This is a genomic window from Pseudomonadota bacterium (assembly GCA_039028155.1).
GTDB lineage: Bacteria > Pseudomonadota > Alphaproteobacteria > SP197 > SP197 > JANQGO01.
This window is the reverse complement of sequence record JBCCIS010000080.1, coordinates 1-15,781: the sequence shown is the minus strand read 5'-3', so window position 1 is coordinate 15,781 and position 15,781 is coordinate 1. Positions and strand designations below refer to the sequence as shown.

Here is a 15,781-nt window from a genome sequence, read left to right as displayed (position 1 = left end):
GGGGAGTGGGCCGGAGCCGATTCCGCGCAAGCAAGTCATACTCTAGAATAAGTCATCGCGACGCGTTGAAAACCACCTAGCTCGGTGTTCGATGGCCAATCCTGAGAATTATCGTGCCTATGGCGTGCTGCTGCGCGCTACCAAGGTCATGATATCGGCTGAATTTGTCGTGGGGATTTTCGCGTGGAAGTTTCCGGGCGGCGGCGTCGAGCCGCACGAAACCGCCGAACAGGCGTTACGGCGCGAGTTTACCGAGGAGACGGGGTTGTCGATCGACATTCTTGACGAACTCTACGATCCGGGAACGCGGATCAGCCCATGGACCGGGCGACCCTATACGCCGATCTACTTCCTGGTCGCTGCCGACGGCGAGCCGGTGGTTCCCGACCACGAACCGGTCGAGATTTCCTTTGAGGATCCCGCCGACGTTCTGGCCAGCGACCTCGTGCCGGCGCCGGAAAAGGTCGCGCTGAACCGCGCGTTGTCCCTTTAGGCTGAGAGCTAGTCGACCGGATCCGGCGCGTCCCAGTCCAGTTCCGGATTGGGCACCGTGCCACGATGGGCCGCGCGGTACTCGTAGACCTCGGTGATCATCGTCTCCGTCCACCAGCCCGAGCGGGTCGGCGGGTACTTTGGCGGGTTGTCGGGCCCCTGGAACTGAGGCAGGCAACGCACGACGGTCCGGTGGTTGGCGGCGAAGAACAGCGGAAAAGACATGCGCTCTTTGCCGGACGTGTTGATCACCCGATGCGGGGTCGAGACGAACTCGTCGTTCGTCCAGCGCATCAGCATGTCGCCGACATTGACGATGATGGTCCCGGGTATGGGCGTTGCCTCGATCCAGTCGCCGTCGCGGTTCCCGACCTGCAGACCGCCGCTGTCGTCCTGCAGAAGCAGCGTGAAGCACTCGTAATCGGTATGGGCGCCGATGCCGATCATGTCGGGATCGATCTCGCCTTCCTGGGGCGGGTAATAGAGCAGGCGGAGCTGACTCATCGGTTTGTCGAGGTAAGGGTCGAAGTAGCCAAGCGGCAGACCGAGCGCCATTTCGAAGGCATTAAAGAGCTTGAAGCCGAGGTCCATGACCGCTTCGAAGTAGCCATAAACACCATCGCGAAAACCGGGCAGGTTGTCCGGCCAGACATTGGGCCCATACATGATGCTGCCTGCCAGATAGTCGGGATCGTCGGCCGGCAATTCCATGGAAAGCTCAAATCCCTCCTGCACGTCCGGCTTCGCGTTCGGCCCGGCATAGAGGTCGCCAAAAGGAATGAAACCGCGATGACGCCCGACTTTCTTGGCATCAATTTCCATTTTCTTTTCAATGGGTTGTCTAAAGAAGCTCTGAGTCTGCGTTAGCAGTTCATCGATTGTCGTTTGCGGGATGCCGTGGTCCTTGATGTAAAAGAAACCGACCCGCCGGCAAGCCTCGCCTATCTCCTCGGCGACCTGCCTTTTTTGTTCGTCGGTGCCATTGAGAAACGGCCCGAAGTCGATCACCGGGATCGCATCGAAGTCCAGACGCTTCGCGGCGATGGTATCGATCTTGGTCATTGCGGACGTGACGGCCATAAATTCGGTCTCCTGAACAGCCGTTCAATAATGCCAAACAAGGGAGGCTGTCAGCAACACACGCACCGGCTGTGGTCACCGCCTCAACAAACCCCTGTTGATACGGCTGTGCTCTATTAGGCCCGATCGATGCCGAGATACTCCGCGATCTCCGGCGTCGGGGGGCGGTCAAGGATATCGGCCGTTGGTCCGGTTGCGACGATCTGGCCGTTGTCGACGAAGGCCGTGGTTTCGGCGATACGGCGGGCGTCAGCGGGATCGTGGCTTACCATCAAAACGGATGTCTTGGTTTCGTGGCGCAGCTCGTCGACCAGGTCGAGCATGGTGCGCCGCATGGCCGGTCCGAGTGCCGCGAACGGCTCGTCCAACAGCAGCAGGGGACGGCGCATGACAAGGCTGCGCGCCAGCGCGACACGCTGGCGCTCGCCACCCGAAAGCTGGCGTGGCAGGCGTGCGCCCAAGTCACCGATGCCGACACGGGTCAGCGCGGCCTCAATGGCGGTCCGATCGTCGGGTGAGAGGCGCAGGCCTGGATCGATGCCCAATCCGACGTTGTCGGCCGCCGCCAGGTGGGGGAAGAGGTTGTGTTCCTGGAACAGCATGGTGACCGGACGCCGGTCGGGCGGCAGGGAAGTGATGTCGACGCCGTCGACCGTGATCGTGCCGCCGGTCGGCTGGTCGAAACCGGCGATCAGCGACAGCAGTGTCGTCTTGCCCGCGCCGCTGGTGCCGATGACGGCCATGATGCCACCGCGTTCAAGAGCGAGCTCGAAGCGCATGGCTTGATCGCCATAGGCAAACGCGAGATCACGGATTTCAAGAAGAGGTGCGGCCACCGACAACCCTTTCGATCAGCAGGAAGACAGTCAAGCAGACGACGGCGAGCACCAGGGCGATGACGGCCGCCTGATCCATGCGATAGGCGGCCATGCTGCGGTAAAGCATCAGCGACAACGTCTCGGTATCGCGCGAGCCGAACAACGCGATGGCCGTGAGGTCGCCCAGGGAGAGCGCCCCCGCGATCGCCAGACCGAGCGCGGCCGGCCGGCGAATAGCCGGCCATTCGACCAGCCGCAGGCGGTTGATGCCCTTGATGCCGAGGCTGGCGCACAGGCGGTCATGGTCTTCCGACACCCGATAGAAGCGCGGCCCCACGGTGCGCAGCACGTAGGGGACGAAGATGATGCCGTTAACGATGATGACCAGCCAAAGCGCCAGGCCCAGGACATCGGCGAACGGTAGCAGCAGAACAAAGAGGCCGGCGCCCAGCACGGTGGGCGAGACCACCAGATTGAGCGAGCCCAGAAGCTCCAGTCGTGCAGCCAGCCTGGGCCGCCAACGCCGGTACTTCAGATCGCGTGTGGTGACCAGCAAGGCGGTACCAAGCAGCAGGGCCAACAGACCACCACCGACGCCGACAAAGAGACTGCGCGCCGTCGCCTGCCACAGGGACGGCAATTGCAGGACGTCGATCAGCGGGCCCATCAGCCCCGCGACAACGACGGCGATCAGAGGCGCGACGACGAAGAGGGCGGCCAGGGCCAGCATGGTGGTGTCGACGATGCGAGCGACGAGATGGTGGCGGTCGGGCCGCGCGACATCACGCGCGAGTGTGGCGCCGCCTTCGGCGGTGCGCGCGAGCGTCAAGAGGGCCGTTGCCAGAAACGCGCACAATACGACCTGCAAGACAGCGAGCACGACGGCGCGCGGAATGTCGAAGTCCAGGCGAAGCGACTGATAGATCGCGACTTCCAGTGTCGCGTTCTGCGGCCCGCCGCCCAGGGTCAGCACAACGGCGAAGCTGGTGAAGCAGAGCAGGAAGACAAGGACCGCGACACCCGGCACGACCTCGCGCAGCCGTGGCCATTCGATCAGGCGGAAGATCTGCCAGCCTGACATGCCGAATTGGCTGGCCAGGCGCCAGGATTCGCCGGGGATCGCCTGCCATGCGAGCAGCAGCAGACGCACCGAGAGCGGCAGATTGAAGAACACATGGGCGATCAGGATCCCACCCAGGCCATACAGGATCTGCTGGCGCGCCAGCCCAGTCCACGCGATCGCATCGTTGACGATGCCGTTCTGCCCGTAGATGGCGGCCAAGCCGAACACCGCGACGATGACCGGCATGACGAGCGGCAGGCCAAACAGGCCGAGCAACACCTGGCGGCCGGGAAAACGCGGCCGCCGCGCCATGGCGCGCGCCACCGGGATCGCCAAGCCGACCGACAGCAGTGTCGACAAGCTCGCCTGCAGCAAGGTGAAGCGCAAAACACGCCAGACATAGCTATCGATGCCCGTCGACATGCCGCTGCCCGACGGCGCCGCGTGCAACAGCGCCGCCAGCGCGACAACCGCCAGACCCAGACTGGCGCCAAGCGCGAGTGCCCCCGGCCACAGGTTGGCACGCAGCAGGCTCATGACAGCATAGACATCATTGCGCGATGGCGTTGAGCCATTCGTCGATCCAGGCCGTTCGGTTCGCCGCGACCTCGTCGGGTGCAATCAAAAGCACCCCATCGGGAGTGGGCAGTTCGTCAAACTGTGGCGGCAGGGCGTCGCCCAGATCGGTGACCGGGTACATCCAGTTGCCGGTCGGAATGACCGTTTGGAAGCCATCGGAGGTGATGAAGTCCAGGAACTGCCTGGCGAGCTCCTCATCATCGGTGTTCGCGGTCATGGCCGCGACCTCGACCTGGATATAGTGGCCTTCCGGGAACATTGCCGCGCCGTATCGGTCTGTCTCTTCGACGATCTGATGGTAGGCGGGCGAGGTCGAATAACTCAGTACCATCGGTGCTTCGCCTTCCAGGAACAGGTTGTAGGCTTCGCCCCAACCCTTGGTGACCGTCAGGATGCGCCCGGATAGCGATTGCCATGCGGCGGGAGCCTCCTCGCCATAAACTGTCTTGACCCACAGCATCAGGCCTAGGCCCGGCGTGCTGGTGCGTGGATCCTGGATAATGATTTTGGGGCCGTCGGGATTGTCGATCAGGTCGGCCAGACTTGCCGGCGGTTCAGGCAAGACGTCGCTGTCATAGACGAACGCGAAATAGCCGTAGTCGAACGGCACGAAGGTGGCGTCGTCCCAGGGCAGCGGCAGGTCCAGACGCGACAGGTCGGCGCCGTGCGGCGCCAGTAGGCCGGTCGCCTCTGCCTCGGCCATCAGGTTGGTGTCGAGGCCCAGGATGATGTCGGCGTTCGTCGCGTCACCTTCCAGGCGCAGCCGGCTCAGCAACAGGCCGGCATCATCGACGCCGACCCAGTCGATGGTGCAACCGCATTCCGCCTCGAACGCCTCGGTGATGCCGGGCCCCGGCCCCCACTCGCTAACGAACGAGTCATAGGTGTAGATGGTCAAGGTCCGGTCCTGTGCGTGTGCGCTCAGCGCGCTCGCGAGAAAAACCGAACCGGCCGTCAGTAGAACTCTGAATGAAAAACGCATCGCAACCCTTCCTTCATCTGGTTTCGGAAGGGGTTCACGATTGACGGATCCTTGGATGTCATCGCCTCATTCCCTCCGCCGGCATAACCCGGATCAGGTTCAACGGGTCGGTGCGATGGCACCTCTCAGCCCCGAAGGGCTCCCCGTGAGTGATAAATCATGAGTTAGGCGCAGATGGGCGCCTTGGCAAGTAGATTTAGACTCTCAGGCCTTGTGGCGCAGGTGAAACGAATAAACGCCGTCTTCTTCCGACCAGTCGATCAGGGTGTGGCCGGTCAATTCGCAGAACGCGCGAAAATCCTCGACCGAGCTGGGATCGGTCGCCAGAACCTCGAGCTCATCGCCGGGCTCAAGCGACTTAAGTTTTTTCTTTGCTTTCAAGACCGGCAGCGGGCAGGCGAGGCCCTTGACGTCAAGCAGATGGCTCATGGTCGTCAGTCCCGTGCGCCGGGGCCAAGCGGTTGGCCGTAGCTGAACTCGACCAGCGCGCCGTCGGGGTCGCGCACGCCGCAGAAGTAACCGACTGGATAGGGCTCTTCGGTTGGCGGCCAGAACAGGTTACCCATGGCCTCGGCGTTCTTCGCGATGCGATCGACCTCCTCGCGGCTGGCGCAGGCAAAGCCCAGATGACTAAAATCACGCTCGTCCTGTGTCGCGGGGTCGCCGCCCGTCATCATGACGAACACGAACGCCTTCTCGCGTCCCGGTTCTGCCATCCAGATCACGCGCTGGCCGTTGTCGTTCCGCTCATGCACGACCGACATGCCGCACAGCTTCTCATAGAAAGCCTGCATCGCGTCGATGTCGCGGACGTGAAGGGCGATATGGGTTAGAACCGGTGTCATGGCGAGCCTCCGATGCTTCATCTTGGCATGTTCTCTGGCGACGGCAACCGTTGCCGCCCATGCCGAAGAGGCCTGTGATGGCGATGAATGTGCCAGCATCGCCTGGCCGAACTACGCGGATATGGTCTCGACCGAGTCCGATGTCGAGGCGCTGTCGAGAACGGGCGACCTCTCTTCCGCCGAGGCCGACATCATCACCGCACTGGTCGTGCGTCGGCAGGCGCTGCGCATTCGCGGCCTGGAACTGCGCTACCTCGTCGGCAAGACGGCGACATCGGAAGGCGAGGGTACGGACAAGCTTGATCACATCCGCCATCAGGTCGCGTCTATTACCGAGGAGATCAGTTACATCGACCGCGAGCTCACGCAGCACCTGAACGCCTTTGGCCAGCGGTCCGGTCCTTGGCTTGTATCGCGCACCAACCACGCGTGCACGCAGTACTGGTACGTGGCGCGGTCACCTTGCACCGCCCAGCAAGACGTCGCCATGCCGTCCGCTGTCAAACCGCACTGGCTGGAGACCAACTCGCGGGCGAATCTATTGGCCGGTGTCGATCTGGCGAACACCTGCGCGCCGCTTCATCTTGGCCTGCGCTGCCCGCCGCCCAGCTCCGATGGTCCTGTTGTTCTGCATGTCGATGGCATGACGTTGCGGTTTCACCGCGGCGAATGACACAACGCGATCTATTCACGGCGCAAATCGCAAGGCAGCGATGGGCGGAAGATGGGCGTTGATCAGCTCCCAGGTGTCGCCGCCGTTGTCGCTGATCCAGAGCGCGCCGGTGGTCGATCCCATGGCGAGACGGCGGCCGCTTGCATCGATGTCCAGGGCATGGCGGTAGACGAGATCATAGGCGGGCGCTTTCGGTAGGCCCTGGTCGAGGACGTCGAAGCTCGCGCCGCCGTCGTGCGTGCGCAGCACCACGAAACGGCCGGCGGCGGGAATACGTTTGACGTCCGACTCCGCGGGCACGAACCAGGCGGTGTCGGGATCTTTTGGATGGACGACGACGGCAAAGCCGAACCGTGATGGCGCTTCGGCCGTGACGGCCTGCCAAGCATCGCCGCCGTCATCGGATCTCCAGATACCGCAGTGATGTTGTGTCCAGAGTCGGCGCGGATCGCTCTGACAGGCGACCAGTCGATGGGGGTCCTGCTGTTTGGGATCGTCGGCGATCGCGGGCGGCAGATAGTCGGCGACAAATCCGTTGGCGGTCAGGCGCCATGTGCCGCCACCATCGCTCGTCTGCCAGATGCCGCCGACCGAAACCGCCAGCGTGACATGCCCGGTATCGTTGGGGTCGACACAGATCGAATGGATGCCCGGGTGATCATAGCCGCCGCCCCACCAGGCCTGTCGCTCGTTGCACTGCCAGAGCGCGCGGTTCATGGCCCATGTTTCACCGGCATCGCTTGACCGAAAGAGCGCGCCCGGGATCGTGCCGGCCCACAGGTGGCCGAAGCCGGTGCCGGTTTCTTCAAGGCACCAGATGAGATCCACCGCCAGGTCGGTGTCGGCGTCGGCCGGCATGGCCGGTGCGGCGACCTCGCGCCAGGTCCGGCCTCCATCGTCGGAGGCGTGAAGTTTGGTACCAAAATGGCCCAGTCTGAGCGCGGCGAGCAGCGGACCGCCGGTGATCTGCAGGACTTGTGTCACAGGATCCCCGGCAAAACCGATCAGCGAGAGGGACCAGCCCGAATGGCGTCGAGACGCGGCGAACAACCCCTTGCGCGTGGCGATGTGCAGGAGATCGCCCGACACCCTAGCCTCCGGTCAGCGATTGCATGACATAGACCTCGTCGCCCGGCCGCACGGTTTGGCCCAGTCCGTCGGCCGCCGCGCCGTTGACGAATAGCCTCACGTGGCGGCGCAAGCGGCCTCGCTCGTCGAGGATGTAGGGTCTCAGCTTGGGCTGGCGCTCGAATAACGCGTCAAGCGCGCCCGCCACATCGCTCGCTGCGACGTCCGCGGGGGGACAATCGAGAAATCGCGCGATCTGCTGCGTCACGACCACATGCACGGTCAAGGGTGCCGCCCTCCTTCAAGAAGGGCAAAGAGGGTCGCAAACCGCAGGCCGCGACACAAGCTTTCGCCGGCGATAGGCGGCGTGTTGGCCGGTCAGTCGTTGCGTGAGCGGATCGCGAGCCAGACGACGAGCAGGAACAGGCAACCGGCTGCCCCGACCGCCAGGTCGCCGCTGGTCGGGTGCGAGCCTGCGACGGCGAAAGGCCCTGCCGACGAACCCGTCGCGCCCCCCAGCAGCAACGTGTCCGCCGACAGAGCCAAGAGGACGATGCCGGCGGTCAATGCCGCCATCAACACGATCGCCTTGGGCAGTCGTTTAACCGGCTGGGGTCGGCTGAGATCGTGGAGGGTCATCGGCCTGTCGCCTGGCGGTTACGACAGCTGGCGCAGGATGTGGAGATTGAGCAGGAATGAGTCGGCGGAGACACCGACATTCACGAACCGGTTCTCGACACGTTTGATGTTCGGTTCGATCAACAGGCCTGCCTTGATCGCTTCGTCCATGGCGTCCTGCAGGTTCTTCATGGCCGTGACGGCCGCTTGCGCGAGCTCTTGATCCGACCGTTTGGTGGCGCGCGCACCATCGAATTCCAGGACCCGAGAGGAGGCGGTGTGGTGCTGTGTGTCCATCATGAGTTCCCCTAATCGTTGGCCGCCGACGGGCGTTTTTGTGAGGCGACAACGGCTTTAACGCGCACAACTATCTGATGGGTCTATTCTACTCATTTCGACAGGATTCGCCTACGCGAACGAGCGCATATTCTGGATATGATTCGTGTAATGCGGAGTAATTTGTACTACTTTAGTGGTATTCGTTAACGGGCGACGAGATCCCGTGCAGCGGCTATTGCACGAGTATCACGCCACGGGCGAATCAGGCGGCCGGGCTGTGAGCGACGTCACTTGACGACGACTCATTGGCGGTGAGAAAGCTTGGGGCGCAGATTTTGCTGGGGATGTGGGGTTCATTGCCGATGGCGGACACCGACAATCGGGTAGCGCGGCATCGGGCCGACGGCGCGTCGAGCGTCCACGAGCACGAAGGCTGGAACTTCAAGGTCCTTGTCCTGCAGGGCACGGCGATCGACCTCAACCGCGTTTTCGCCAGTCCCAAGCTCGTTCTGCCTTATCTCTATATCGCGCTTGGCGCGCCGGTCGTGTTCGCCGGTTTGTTGATCCCCATCGTGCAGGTCGCGCGCATGCTGACACAACTTGTCGCGGCACCGCGCATCTCATCAGCCGTGGCGCGCAAGTGGTTCATGGTGTTCGGCATCATCATCACGATCGCCGCGCTTGCCGTCATCGCGATCGCCGCGGAACAGGAGCAGACAATCTTCCTGGCTCTGCTGTTCCTGGTGGTCGCCGGTGTGTTGGGCATTGGTCAGGGGCTGAACTCCTTGGCTCTCCAGACCATGCTGCGCCACATCATGACCCGGGAACGTCAGAACCGGCTCTTGCTGTATCAGCAGTTCATCGGCGGTATCCTTGCCATCGCGATCGCGGCCGGCTCGGTCTTTTGGTTCGACTTCGGCGATTCCCTGACAAGCCACATTTCGCTTCTTTGGATCGGCATCGGCGCGGCACTTGTCGCGACGATCGTGACCATGGCGGTGCGCGAATACTATGGCGCCCGCGATACGGCGGCCGCGAAGGACATGCCGTCCGAGCCAGCTGAGCCGCCGTCGCCGTCGCCCCATCTCCTGCACGGTTTCGGCCTGTTGCGCCGGCTCAAGTGGTTCCGCCAGTTCTGCATCCTTCGCTGCCTTTTGCTGTCGGTCGAGCTGGCGATGCCGTTCTATGCCATCCACGCCGCGTTGCCACTGGGTGCCAAGGCAGGGACGCTGCACGCCTTCGTCATCGCCTCAAGCCTGGGCATGGTGATGTCCGGGATCATCTGGCGCAATCAGGCGCGCTGGCCGCTGCGCTACTCTATCTTCGCCTCCGCCCTGATCGCCGCATCCGCGGCCGTCGCCGCCGTCTTGATCGAGCTGACATCGGGCGGCACGGTCGACTACCTTTGGCACGTCGTCGTGTTTTTCCTGATCGCCCTGGCGGCAAAGGGCACCAATGTGGCGCGTCAAGTCTATCTGCTGTCCGCCTCGTCGAAGGCGGATGCCGCCTATCATGTATCCGTCAGCAACGCGATCACCGGCGTGGTGGCGATCGTGTTCGCCTTCATCCTCGGCGTGCTCGCCCATGTCGGCCATGCGATCTGGCCGATCCTCATTCTGCTCTCGCTTAACCTGGTGACCGCGGTCTATGCGCTCAGCCTGCCCAGTGAACACCACGCCGCCGCGGAGACACCTTAGGACGACACGGCGCCGCGCCGTTTAGGAGCAGGGCCAGCGGTGCTGGATGGCATTGAACAGCGAGGAGATCGCGTAGTTTTCCATCTGGTCGGGAAAGGCGCGCAGGTAATTGGTCCAGGCCAGCACAATCTCCAGGGTCGCCGCGCTTTGCGGCAGGCAGAACGGCGTCAGCCCCAGCCCCTGGTGAATAATGATGGTGTCGCCGACACCACGCACATAGGACGAGCAGGCAACCATCTCGGTCCACATGTCCGGCGTGATCTCGCTGGTGTCCTCGGTGATCACGTAATCGGCGAAGTTGACACAGCCCTGATAGAAGTACGACGCCGTCTGGCCCTCCTCCTGCGCCTCCGCGCCCAGCGGCAGCACGAAGATCAAGAACAACACGATCCGTCGAATCATCCTAATACCTCCAATGCGTTGGGTCAGTATGGCATCGTGGACGTGGTCGTTTAACGGCCCCACTCAAGATGTCAGTCACACTGCCAACACGTGATGATTGACGCGGTGTCGGGCCCAAAAGGCTTGGTCGGTCGTCTGGACCGAGGCAATCACCAACTGAAGAGATTGTAGAGTACAAACGCGAAAAACCCGCTGCCTGGGCCGGCAGTGTTCCGATTATCGTAGTTTTTCTATGCGGTTAGATGCGCACGTCGCGCTCATGACAGACGGTCTCGCGGTGATCGGCTCGTATAGGTTTACTCCCATGTTTCTAGGTTTGGACGTGCTTGTACTGGCCTAAGACTTTTTTTGTGCTCCCAAGAAGAGATGTTCGCAGAAAAACTGCGACCACGATCACATTTCTCGTTTTTTTAGGTAACGGTAGATATTTTCACTCTCTAAAGTCGCTTGGAGTTACGGGGATCAATCTGAGGTCATCTAGGTTTGGCCCCGCTTGTCGGAGAGGTGTCTGACCCATGGATGTCCCTGTAACCCACGCTGTCAGTCGCAGCGGACCTTCTATCAGTGCCGCCAAGCTGGGTGTAGGCCTTTCAATTGCCTTTGCCTGCGTCATCTTGGGTGTCAGCCTGGGCGCCGCGGCCGATACGGCAGTTGGAAAGATCGTCTATGCCGTGGCGGCGATTGCGATCGGCGCGATGGCGGTCATTGCGCTCGCGGAGAAAGGGGCTGCGATCGGCACTTACTTCTTGCCCAGGGCGATCGCTGCGCACGGGCGCGCGCAAAGCGAAACAGTCTTGGGGGTGTCGATCGTCGCGCTTGCTGGCGCCGGCCTCTTCCTGGAGCTCTCGATCATCCGCTGGCATGCCAGCCTGTTTCCCATGTTCGCGTTCTACAAGAACTTCTCGCTACTCGCGTGTTTTGCGGGCTTGGGGCTGGGTTACGCAACATCGCGACTTGAACGCGGTTCGTTGCTGTTGTCGCTGACTGTTGCGTGTGTCCAGGTGATCGTTTTGATCGCCCTTCGATACGGGACAGCCGACAACATGGCTGTGCTCATGACATCACCAATTGCTGAGCAGACCCATATGGGCGCCGAGCTCAACCCGAGTGGCGATAGTTCTGTAGCGGCGTCTGCCGCCGCGTTGTTTGTCGTGTACGGACTTTTGGCGACCGTCTTCCTGACAACGGTGGCCATGTTCATTCCCATCGGCCAGATGACGGGGCGCTACATGCAGCAGTTACCGCCGCTGCGTGCTTACGGCCTTAATCTCGCCGGCAGTGTTCTCGGTGTGTTGATGTTCACGCTGGTCAGTTATCTGTGGCTGCCGCCAGTTGCCTGGTTCGCCTTGTCGTTCGCCGTGCTGCTCGCTTTCGTTACCCTGGATCTTGGGCGACGTCTGATCGCTGTCGGCGGCTTCGCCATCATCATGGTCGCGCTGGTTTGGCCCGTCGAACCGTTGAAGCAGAAGGTCTACTCGCCCTATCAGCTCATCGAAAAAGCTGCGTCTTGGGATAGCGGTTTAACGCGCATTGCCGCGGCCGGAACTTACTTCCAGAAAGTGTTCGACTTTTCGTTTGGCAGCAGCGAGCGACAGAACCCTGACCGCCACTACGACCTGCTCTACTACGACCTGCCTTACGCGATCGCCAACTCGCTCGACAGAGTCGCCATTGTCGGTGCTGGTACCGGCAACGACGTTGCCGCGGCTCTTCGGGCGGGCGCCGGCGTGGTGGACGCCGTCGAGATTGATCCGGCGATCCAAGCCATCGGCCACTACTATCACCCTGAGCATCCCTACAGTGACTCACGGGTCAATGCGATCGTAGAAGACGCCCGCACTTTCTTTCGCACAACCGACGACACGTTCGATGTCATCACCTACGCGGTGCTCGACTCTCACGGTCAGTTGAGCCAGGCCAGCAGCGTCCGAATCGATTCTTTCGTCTACACCCAAGAGGCGTTCGAGGAGAGTTACGCACGACTACGCGAAGGCGGCGTCCTCTACGTTTCCTTTGCGCTCTTGTCGGAAGGTCAGGGCCAGCGCATGTATGAAATGCTGCGGGTGGCGAGTGGCTCCGATCCGGTGACGGTCCATGTCGGTTACGACAGAGCAACAACCGAGGCCTTTGTTGTGATGAAAGGTGGTGATCCCGCGTCTCTCCTAGAGCGGATCGCCGCAGCCGGCTTCTCTGTCGACAGCTCGCGTTACGCGACGCTTGATTCCGCCTACGACATTCCGACCGATGACTGGCCTTTCTTCTATATGGATAGCCGCACATATCCGATCAGCTTCCTTCCCGTTATCGCATTGATGCTTGGGCTCACGTTGTATGCCGGCCGCCATGTGCTGTTCGGCGCTGGTCTGCGGCCAGAGGCCATCGGTTTTTTCCTCTTGGGCGCCGGCTTCATGCTGATCGAAGTCAAGGCCATCACCGAACTGGGGCTGGTGTTCGGCAACACCTGGTTTGTGGTCGCCATTGTCATTGTCTCTATCTTGACGATGTCGTTCCTGGCGAACCTCTTCGTCGATCTGGCCAGATTAGGCCGGTCGCGCCTGCTCCATGTCGCACTGCTCGGCGCGACACTGATCGCTTACTTCACATACGGGTCGCCGATGCTCGCTAATTGGGGCCTCGACCGCTTGGTCGCCATCGTTCTGCTGACATTCCCGGTGTTCTTTTCCGGTCTCGTCTTTTCAACCGAGCTGCGCGCCGCGAAGATCGATGTCGCTCACGCTTTGGGATTCAACATTCTTGGTGCTATGGCGGGCGGCTTGATCGAGTACAACTCGATGTACTTCGGGTTTTCCTTCTTGTTCCTCATCGCGGCAATGGCTTACGTCGGAACCCTGTTCGTTTTCTGGCGGCGGGCATGAGTAGGGGCCGCTGGGCGTGACAGCGGCTGCCAAGAGCCATTGCCAAAATGTGAGGCGACCGAGACTATAGGGGCATTGTCTCAACCAGCACGGTGATGGCCGATGCTCCGGTTGTTTGCGGTCGGGGAGGCCAACTATGACGGATTGCCGGTTATGCGACGCCAAGGCGCTGGAACAGGATCCCAAGGGCCTGGCCAAACGGATCGCGTTTCCCGCCCCGGTCTTCGAGGGCCACCAGGTCGTCATGACCACCAACCACCACGACCGCGCCGAAGACGTCAGTCCCGAGGAATGGCAGGCGGTCGGCACCCTGATCGGCGCCATGAACGCCAGACTGCGCGACGAGCCCGGCTTCGAGCGCTGCTATCTCCTCGCCATCGGCGACGCCGATCCCCACCAGCTCCACATGCACGTGGTGCCGCGGTTCGAAGGCGACCCGCCGCTGGGGCCGCACATATTCGGCCCGCAGGGCTGGGTTGCGGGGCGGTCGTAAGCCGAATGAAGAAAAATGGTGCCGCCGCTCAGGATTGAACTGAGGACCTCACCCTTACCAAGGGTGCGCTCTACCACTGAGCTACGGCGGCATTGTGAGGCGGCGGGGAACCTGCCACAGTGCCCCGAGCGACGCAATTGGAAGATCCAAGGGCTGTGATGGCCGACAAAAAGCCGTCCGGAGAGGCCGGTACGAAGCCGCCGGGAGGCGCTGGCGGAGACCGCGAGGCGCGTCTGGCCGCGGCTCTTCGTCAGAACCTGCGCCGGCGCAAGAGCCAGAGCCGCGAGCGCGAACCCGCGCACGGGACGCCCAAGACCGCCGAAGAGCCGCCCGCGAAGTGCTAATCGCTGGCTGGCATGGGGTTTTTCCATCCCCAGCCGTCTGTGACGGCCGGCAATTGCGGTCGCCGCCTTCATCCCGTACAACGCCGGCCATGGTTCCGCCCCAACCGCCCGCGATCGTGGGCGGTCTTCACGGAACGGGCCGCCGGCAGGTGGGCGGCGGATTGGGGAGTTGGATGCTGGATAAGATCAGGATTTCAGGCGGCGCGTCCCTGAATGGGGATATCGTGGTGGCGGGCGCGAAGAACGCGGCGCTCAAGCTGATGGTCGCCTCGCTTCTGACCGAAAAGCCGCTGGTGCTGGAAAACGTGCCGTATCTAGCCGATGTCGACGCGCTGGAGCATGTGCTGGACGAGCTCGGCGTCGAGACCGCGCGCGATCGTGATGGCGCCATGACGCTCTCGGCGGCGACCATCCGCTCGACCACCGCCTCCTATGATCTCGTGCGCAAGATGCGCGCGTCGGTCCTGGTCTTCGGTCCGCTGCTGGCGCGCTGCGGCAAGGCGCGGGTATCGCTGCCTGGCGGCTGCGCCATCGGCACGAGGCCTGTCGACCTGCACATCAAGGGCTTCGAGCAGATGGGCGCCATGATCGATCTGGACGACGGCTACATGGTTGGCGTCGCCCCGGATGGTCTTAAGGGCGCAACCATCCGGTTTCCCTATGTCTCGGTCGGCGCGACCGAGCATTTGATGATGGCGGCGACGCTGGCGGACGGCGAGACCGTGCTGGAAAACGCGGCGCGCGAACCCGAAATCGCCGACCTCGCCCAGTGCCTGAACGCCATGGGCGCCCAGGTCTCCGGCGCCGGCAGCACGACCATCAGGGTCCAGGGCGTTGACCGGCTGGACGGCACGCGTCACCGGGTGCTGCCGGACCGTATCGAGACCGGCACCTACGCCATGGCCGCGGCCCTGACCGACGGCGAGCTCAACCTGATCGGCGGGCAGGGCGGCGACCTTGACGCCGTGGTCCAGACGCTGACCGCCTGCGGCGCCGACATCGCCGTCAGCAATCGCGGCATGACGGTCAAGCGCGCCAATGGCGAACTGAAGGCAGGCGATATCACGACCGCGCCTCATCCCGGCTTCCCGACCGACCTGCAGGCCCAGTTCATGGCCTTGATGGCGACCGCCGACGGCACGTCCCACATCGCCGAGACAATCTTCGAGAACCGTTTCATGCATGTGCCCGAACTCGCGCGCATGGGCGCCGACATCACCGTCAACGGCGGCACAGCCGTTGTGCGTGGCGTTGAACAGCTGACTGGCGCCCCGGTCATGGCGACCGACCTGCGCGCGTCGGTCTCGCTGGTCCTGGCCGGTCTGGCCGCCGACGGCGAGACCACCATCAACCGGGTCTATCACCTTGACCGCGGCTATGAGTGCCTGGTCGAGAAACTCTCCGCATGCGGCGCGCAAATTGATAGGGTGGCGGCCTGATGAAAGTCGATGTTCTGAAGATCAAGGCAGACG

17 protein-coding genes, 1 tRNA gene and 1 riboswitch are annotated in these 15,781 nt (G+C 62.5%); of the genes, 6 read left to right on the top strand and 12 right to left on the bottom strand.

The features are described 5' to 3' along the window. Nucleotides 1-91 precede the first annotated feature (91 nt). Nucleotides 92-493: an NUDIX hydrolase gene (locus tag AAF563_23935; protein MEM7124348.1), complete on the top strand. Its 402-nt coding sequence runs from the start codon at nt 92-94 to the stop codon at nt 491-493. Between the two features lie 8 nt (nt 494-501). On the opposite strand, the gene AAF563_23930 is transcribed toward AAF563_23935, so the two are convergent. The 6 genes from AAF563_23930 to AAF563_23905 all read right to left on the bottom strand — a co-directional run bounded on the left by AAF563_23930 (nt 502) and on the right by AAF563_23905 (nt 5,859). Continuing rightward, the gene (locus tag AAF563_23930) at nt 502-1,572 is read right to left on the bottom strand and encodes a 2-oxoglutarate and iron-dependent oxygenase domain-containing protein (GenBank protein MEM7124347.1); all 1,071 of its coding nucleotides are present in this window, start codon (nt 1,570-1,572) and stop codon (nt 502-504) included. A gap of 116 nt (nt 1,573-1,688) precedes the next feature. Then, on the bottom strand, nt 1,689-2,408 hold the full coding sequence (gene thiQ / locus AAF563_23925) for a thiamine ABC transporter ATP-binding protein (GenBank protein ID MEM7124346.1): 720 nt from the start codon (nt 2,406-2,408) through the stop codon (nt 1,689-1,691). Next, nucleotides 2,389-3,990 (bottom strand): thiamine/thiamine pyrophosphate ABC transporter permease, encoded by a 1,602-nt coding sequence (gene thiP / locus AAF563_23920; GenBank protein ID MEM7124345.1) that lies wholly within the window; start codon nt 3,988-3,990, stop codon nt 2,389-2,391. The genes thiQ and thiP overlap by 20 nt, the downstream gene beginning before the upstream one ends. A 13-nt stretch (nt 3,991-4,003) precedes the next feature. Then, nucleotides 4,004-5,071, bottom strand: coding sequence for a thiamine ABC transporter substrate binding subunit (gene thiB, locus AAF563_23915; GenBank protein ID MEM7124344.1), 1,068 nt, complete (start codon nt 5,069-5,071; stop codon nt 4,004-4,006). Continuing rightward, nucleotides 5,067-5,170: riboswitch (TPP riboswitch) on the bottom strand. It overlaps the preceding gene by 5 nt. 48 nt (nt 5,171-5,218) lie before the next feature. Then, complete coding sequence (locus tag AAF563_23910; GenBank protein ID MEM7124343.1) at nt 5,219-5,443, bottom strand: sulfurtransferase TusA family protein; 225 nt, start codon at nt 5,441-5,443, stop codon at nt 5,219-5,221. Nucleotides 5,444-5,448: 5 nt separating this feature from the next. Beyond that, on the bottom strand, nt 5,449-5,859 hold the full coding sequence (locus tag AAF563_23905; protein ID MEM7124342.1) for a VOC family protein: 411 nt from the start codon (nt 5,857-5,859) through the stop codon (nt 5,449-5,451). 22 nt (nt 5,860-5,881) lie between these two features. Between AAF563_23905 and AAF563_23900 the strand changes: the two genes are divergently transcribed. Continuing rightward, complete coding sequence (locus tag AAF563_23900; protein MEM7124341.1) at nt 5,882-6,532, top strand: hypothetical protein; 651 nt, start codon at nt 5,882-5,884, stop codon at nt 6,530-6,532. Nucleotides 6,533-6,547: 15 nt separating this feature from the next. Here the strand turns inward: AAF563_23900 and AAF563_23895 are convergent, their stop codons facing one another. The 4 genes from AAF563_23895 to AAF563_23880 form a co-directional block, all read right to left on the bottom strand. Beyond that, nucleotides 6,548-7,621: an exo-alpha-sialidase gene (locus tag AAF563_23895; GenBank protein MEM7124340.1), complete on the bottom strand. Its 1,074-nt coding sequence runs from the start codon at nt 7,619-7,621 to the stop codon at nt 6,548-6,550. 1 nt (nt 7,622) lies between these two features. Continuing rightward, complete coding sequence (locus tag AAF563_23890; protein MEM7124339.1) at nt 7,623-7,880, bottom strand: MoaD/ThiS family protein; 258 nt, start codon at nt 7,878-7,880, stop codon at nt 7,623-7,625. Nucleotides 7,881-7,978: 98 nt separating this feature from the next. Next, nucleotides 7,979-8,239, bottom strand: coding sequence for a hypothetical protein (locus AAF563_23885; GenBank protein MEM7124338.1), 261 nt, complete (start codon nt 8,237-8,239; stop codon nt 7,979-7,981). 18 nt (nt 8,240-8,257) lie between these two features. Next, nucleotides 8,258-8,518, bottom strand: a complete 261-nt coding sequence (locus AAF563_23880) for a hypothetical protein (protein MEM7124337.1) — start codon at nt 8,516-8,518, stop codon at nt 8,258-8,260. Nucleotides 8,519-8,859: 341 nt separating this feature from the next. On the opposite strand from AAF563_23880, the gene AAF563_23875 reads away from it, so the two are divergent. Then, on the top strand, nt 8,860-10,194 hold the full coding sequence (locus AAF563_23875) for an MFS transporter (protein ID MEM7124336.1): 1,335 nt from the start codon (nt 8,860-8,862) through the stop codon (nt 10,192-10,194). Between the two features lie 21 nt (nt 10,195-10,215). Here AAF563_23875 and AAF563_23870 read toward each other — a convergent pair whose 3' ends face one another. Beyond that, nucleotides 10,216-10,596, bottom strand: a complete 381-nt coding sequence (locus AAF563_23870) for a Rap1a/Tai family immunity protein (protein MEM7124335.1) — start codon at nt 10,594-10,596, stop codon at nt 10,216-10,218. A 515-nt stretch (nt 10,597-11,111) separates the two neighbouring features. Here AAF563_23870 and AAF563_23865 point away from each other — a divergent pair. Beyond that, nucleotides 11,112-13,472 carry a hypothetical protein gene (locus AAF563_23865; protein ID MEM7124334.1) on the top strand — a complete coding sequence of 787 codons (2,361 nt, stop codon included), beginning with the start codon at nt 11,112-11,114 and terminating at the stop codon, nt 13,470-13,472. A 136-nt stretch (nt 13,473-13,608) separates the two neighbouring features. Beyond that, on the top strand, nt 13,609-13,965 hold the full coding sequence (locus AAF563_23860; protein MEM7124333.1) for an HIT domain-containing protein: 357 nt from the start codon (nt 13,609-13,611) through the stop codon (nt 13,963-13,965). Nucleotides 13,966-13,981: 16 nt separating this feature from the next. Here AAF563_23860 and AAF563_23855 read toward each other — a convergent pair. Continuing rightward, nucleotides 13,982-14,056: transfer RNA gene (locus AAF563_23855), tRNA-Thr, on the bottom strand. Nucleotides 14,057-14,485: 429 nt separating this feature from the next. Between AAF563_23855 and murA the strand changes: the two genes are divergently transcribed. After that, nucleotides 14,486-15,748 carry a UDP-N-acetylglucosamine 1-carboxyvinyltransferase gene (gene murA / locus AAF563_23850; GenBank protein ID MEM7124332.1) on the top strand — a complete coding sequence of 421 codons (1,263 nt, stop codon included), beginning with the start codon at nt 14,486-14,488 and terminating at the stop codon, nt 15,746-15,748. The last annotated feature ends 33 nt before the right edge of the window (nt 15,749-15,781 follow it).

Bases quoted from the DNA above. Each gene is read 5' to 3' on its own strand.
- AAF563_23935 (MEM7124348.1), top strand. From the start codon at position 92: ATGGCCAATCCTGAGAATTATCGTGCCTATGGCGTGCTGCTGCGCGCT.
- AAF563_23930 (MEM7124347.1), bottom strand. From the start codon at position 1,572: ATGGCCGTCACGTCCGCAATGACCAAGATCGATACCATCGCCGCGAAG.
- thiP (MEM7124345.1), bottom strand. From the start codon at position 3,990: ATGAGCCTGCTGCGTGCCAACCTGTGGCCGGGGGCACTCGCGCTTGGC.
- AAF563_23910 (MEM7124343.1), bottom strand. From the start codon at position 5,443: ATGAGCCATCTGCTTGACGTCAAGGGCCTCGCCTGCCCGCTGCCGGTC.
- AAF563_23905 (MEM7124342.1), bottom strand. From the start codon at position 5,859: ATGACACCGGTTCTAACCCATATCGCCCTTCACGTCCGCGACATCGAC.
- AAF563_23885 (MEM7124338.1), bottom strand. From the start codon at position 8,239: ATGACCCTCCACGATCTCAGCCGACCCCAGCCGGTTAAACGACTGCCC.
- AAF563_23880 (MEM7124337.1), bottom strand. From the start codon at position 8,518: ATGATGGACACACAGCACCACACCGCCTCCTCTCGGGTCCTGGAATTC.
- AAF563_23875 (MEM7124336.1), top strand. From the start codon at position 8,860: ATGGCGGACACCGACAATCGGGTAGCGCGGCATCGGGCCGACGGCGCG.
- AAF563_23870 (MEM7124335.1), bottom strand. From the start codon at position 10,596: ATGATTCGACGGATCGTGTTGTTCTTGATCTTCGTGCTGCCGCTGGGC.
- AAF563_23865 (MEM7124334.1), top strand. From the start codon at position 11,112: ATGGATGTCCCTGTAACCCACGCTGTCAGTCGCAGCGGACCTTCTATC.
- AAF563_23860 (MEM7124333.1), top strand. From the start codon at position 13,609: ATGACGGATTGCCGGTTATGCGACGCCAAGGCGCTGGAACAGGATCCC.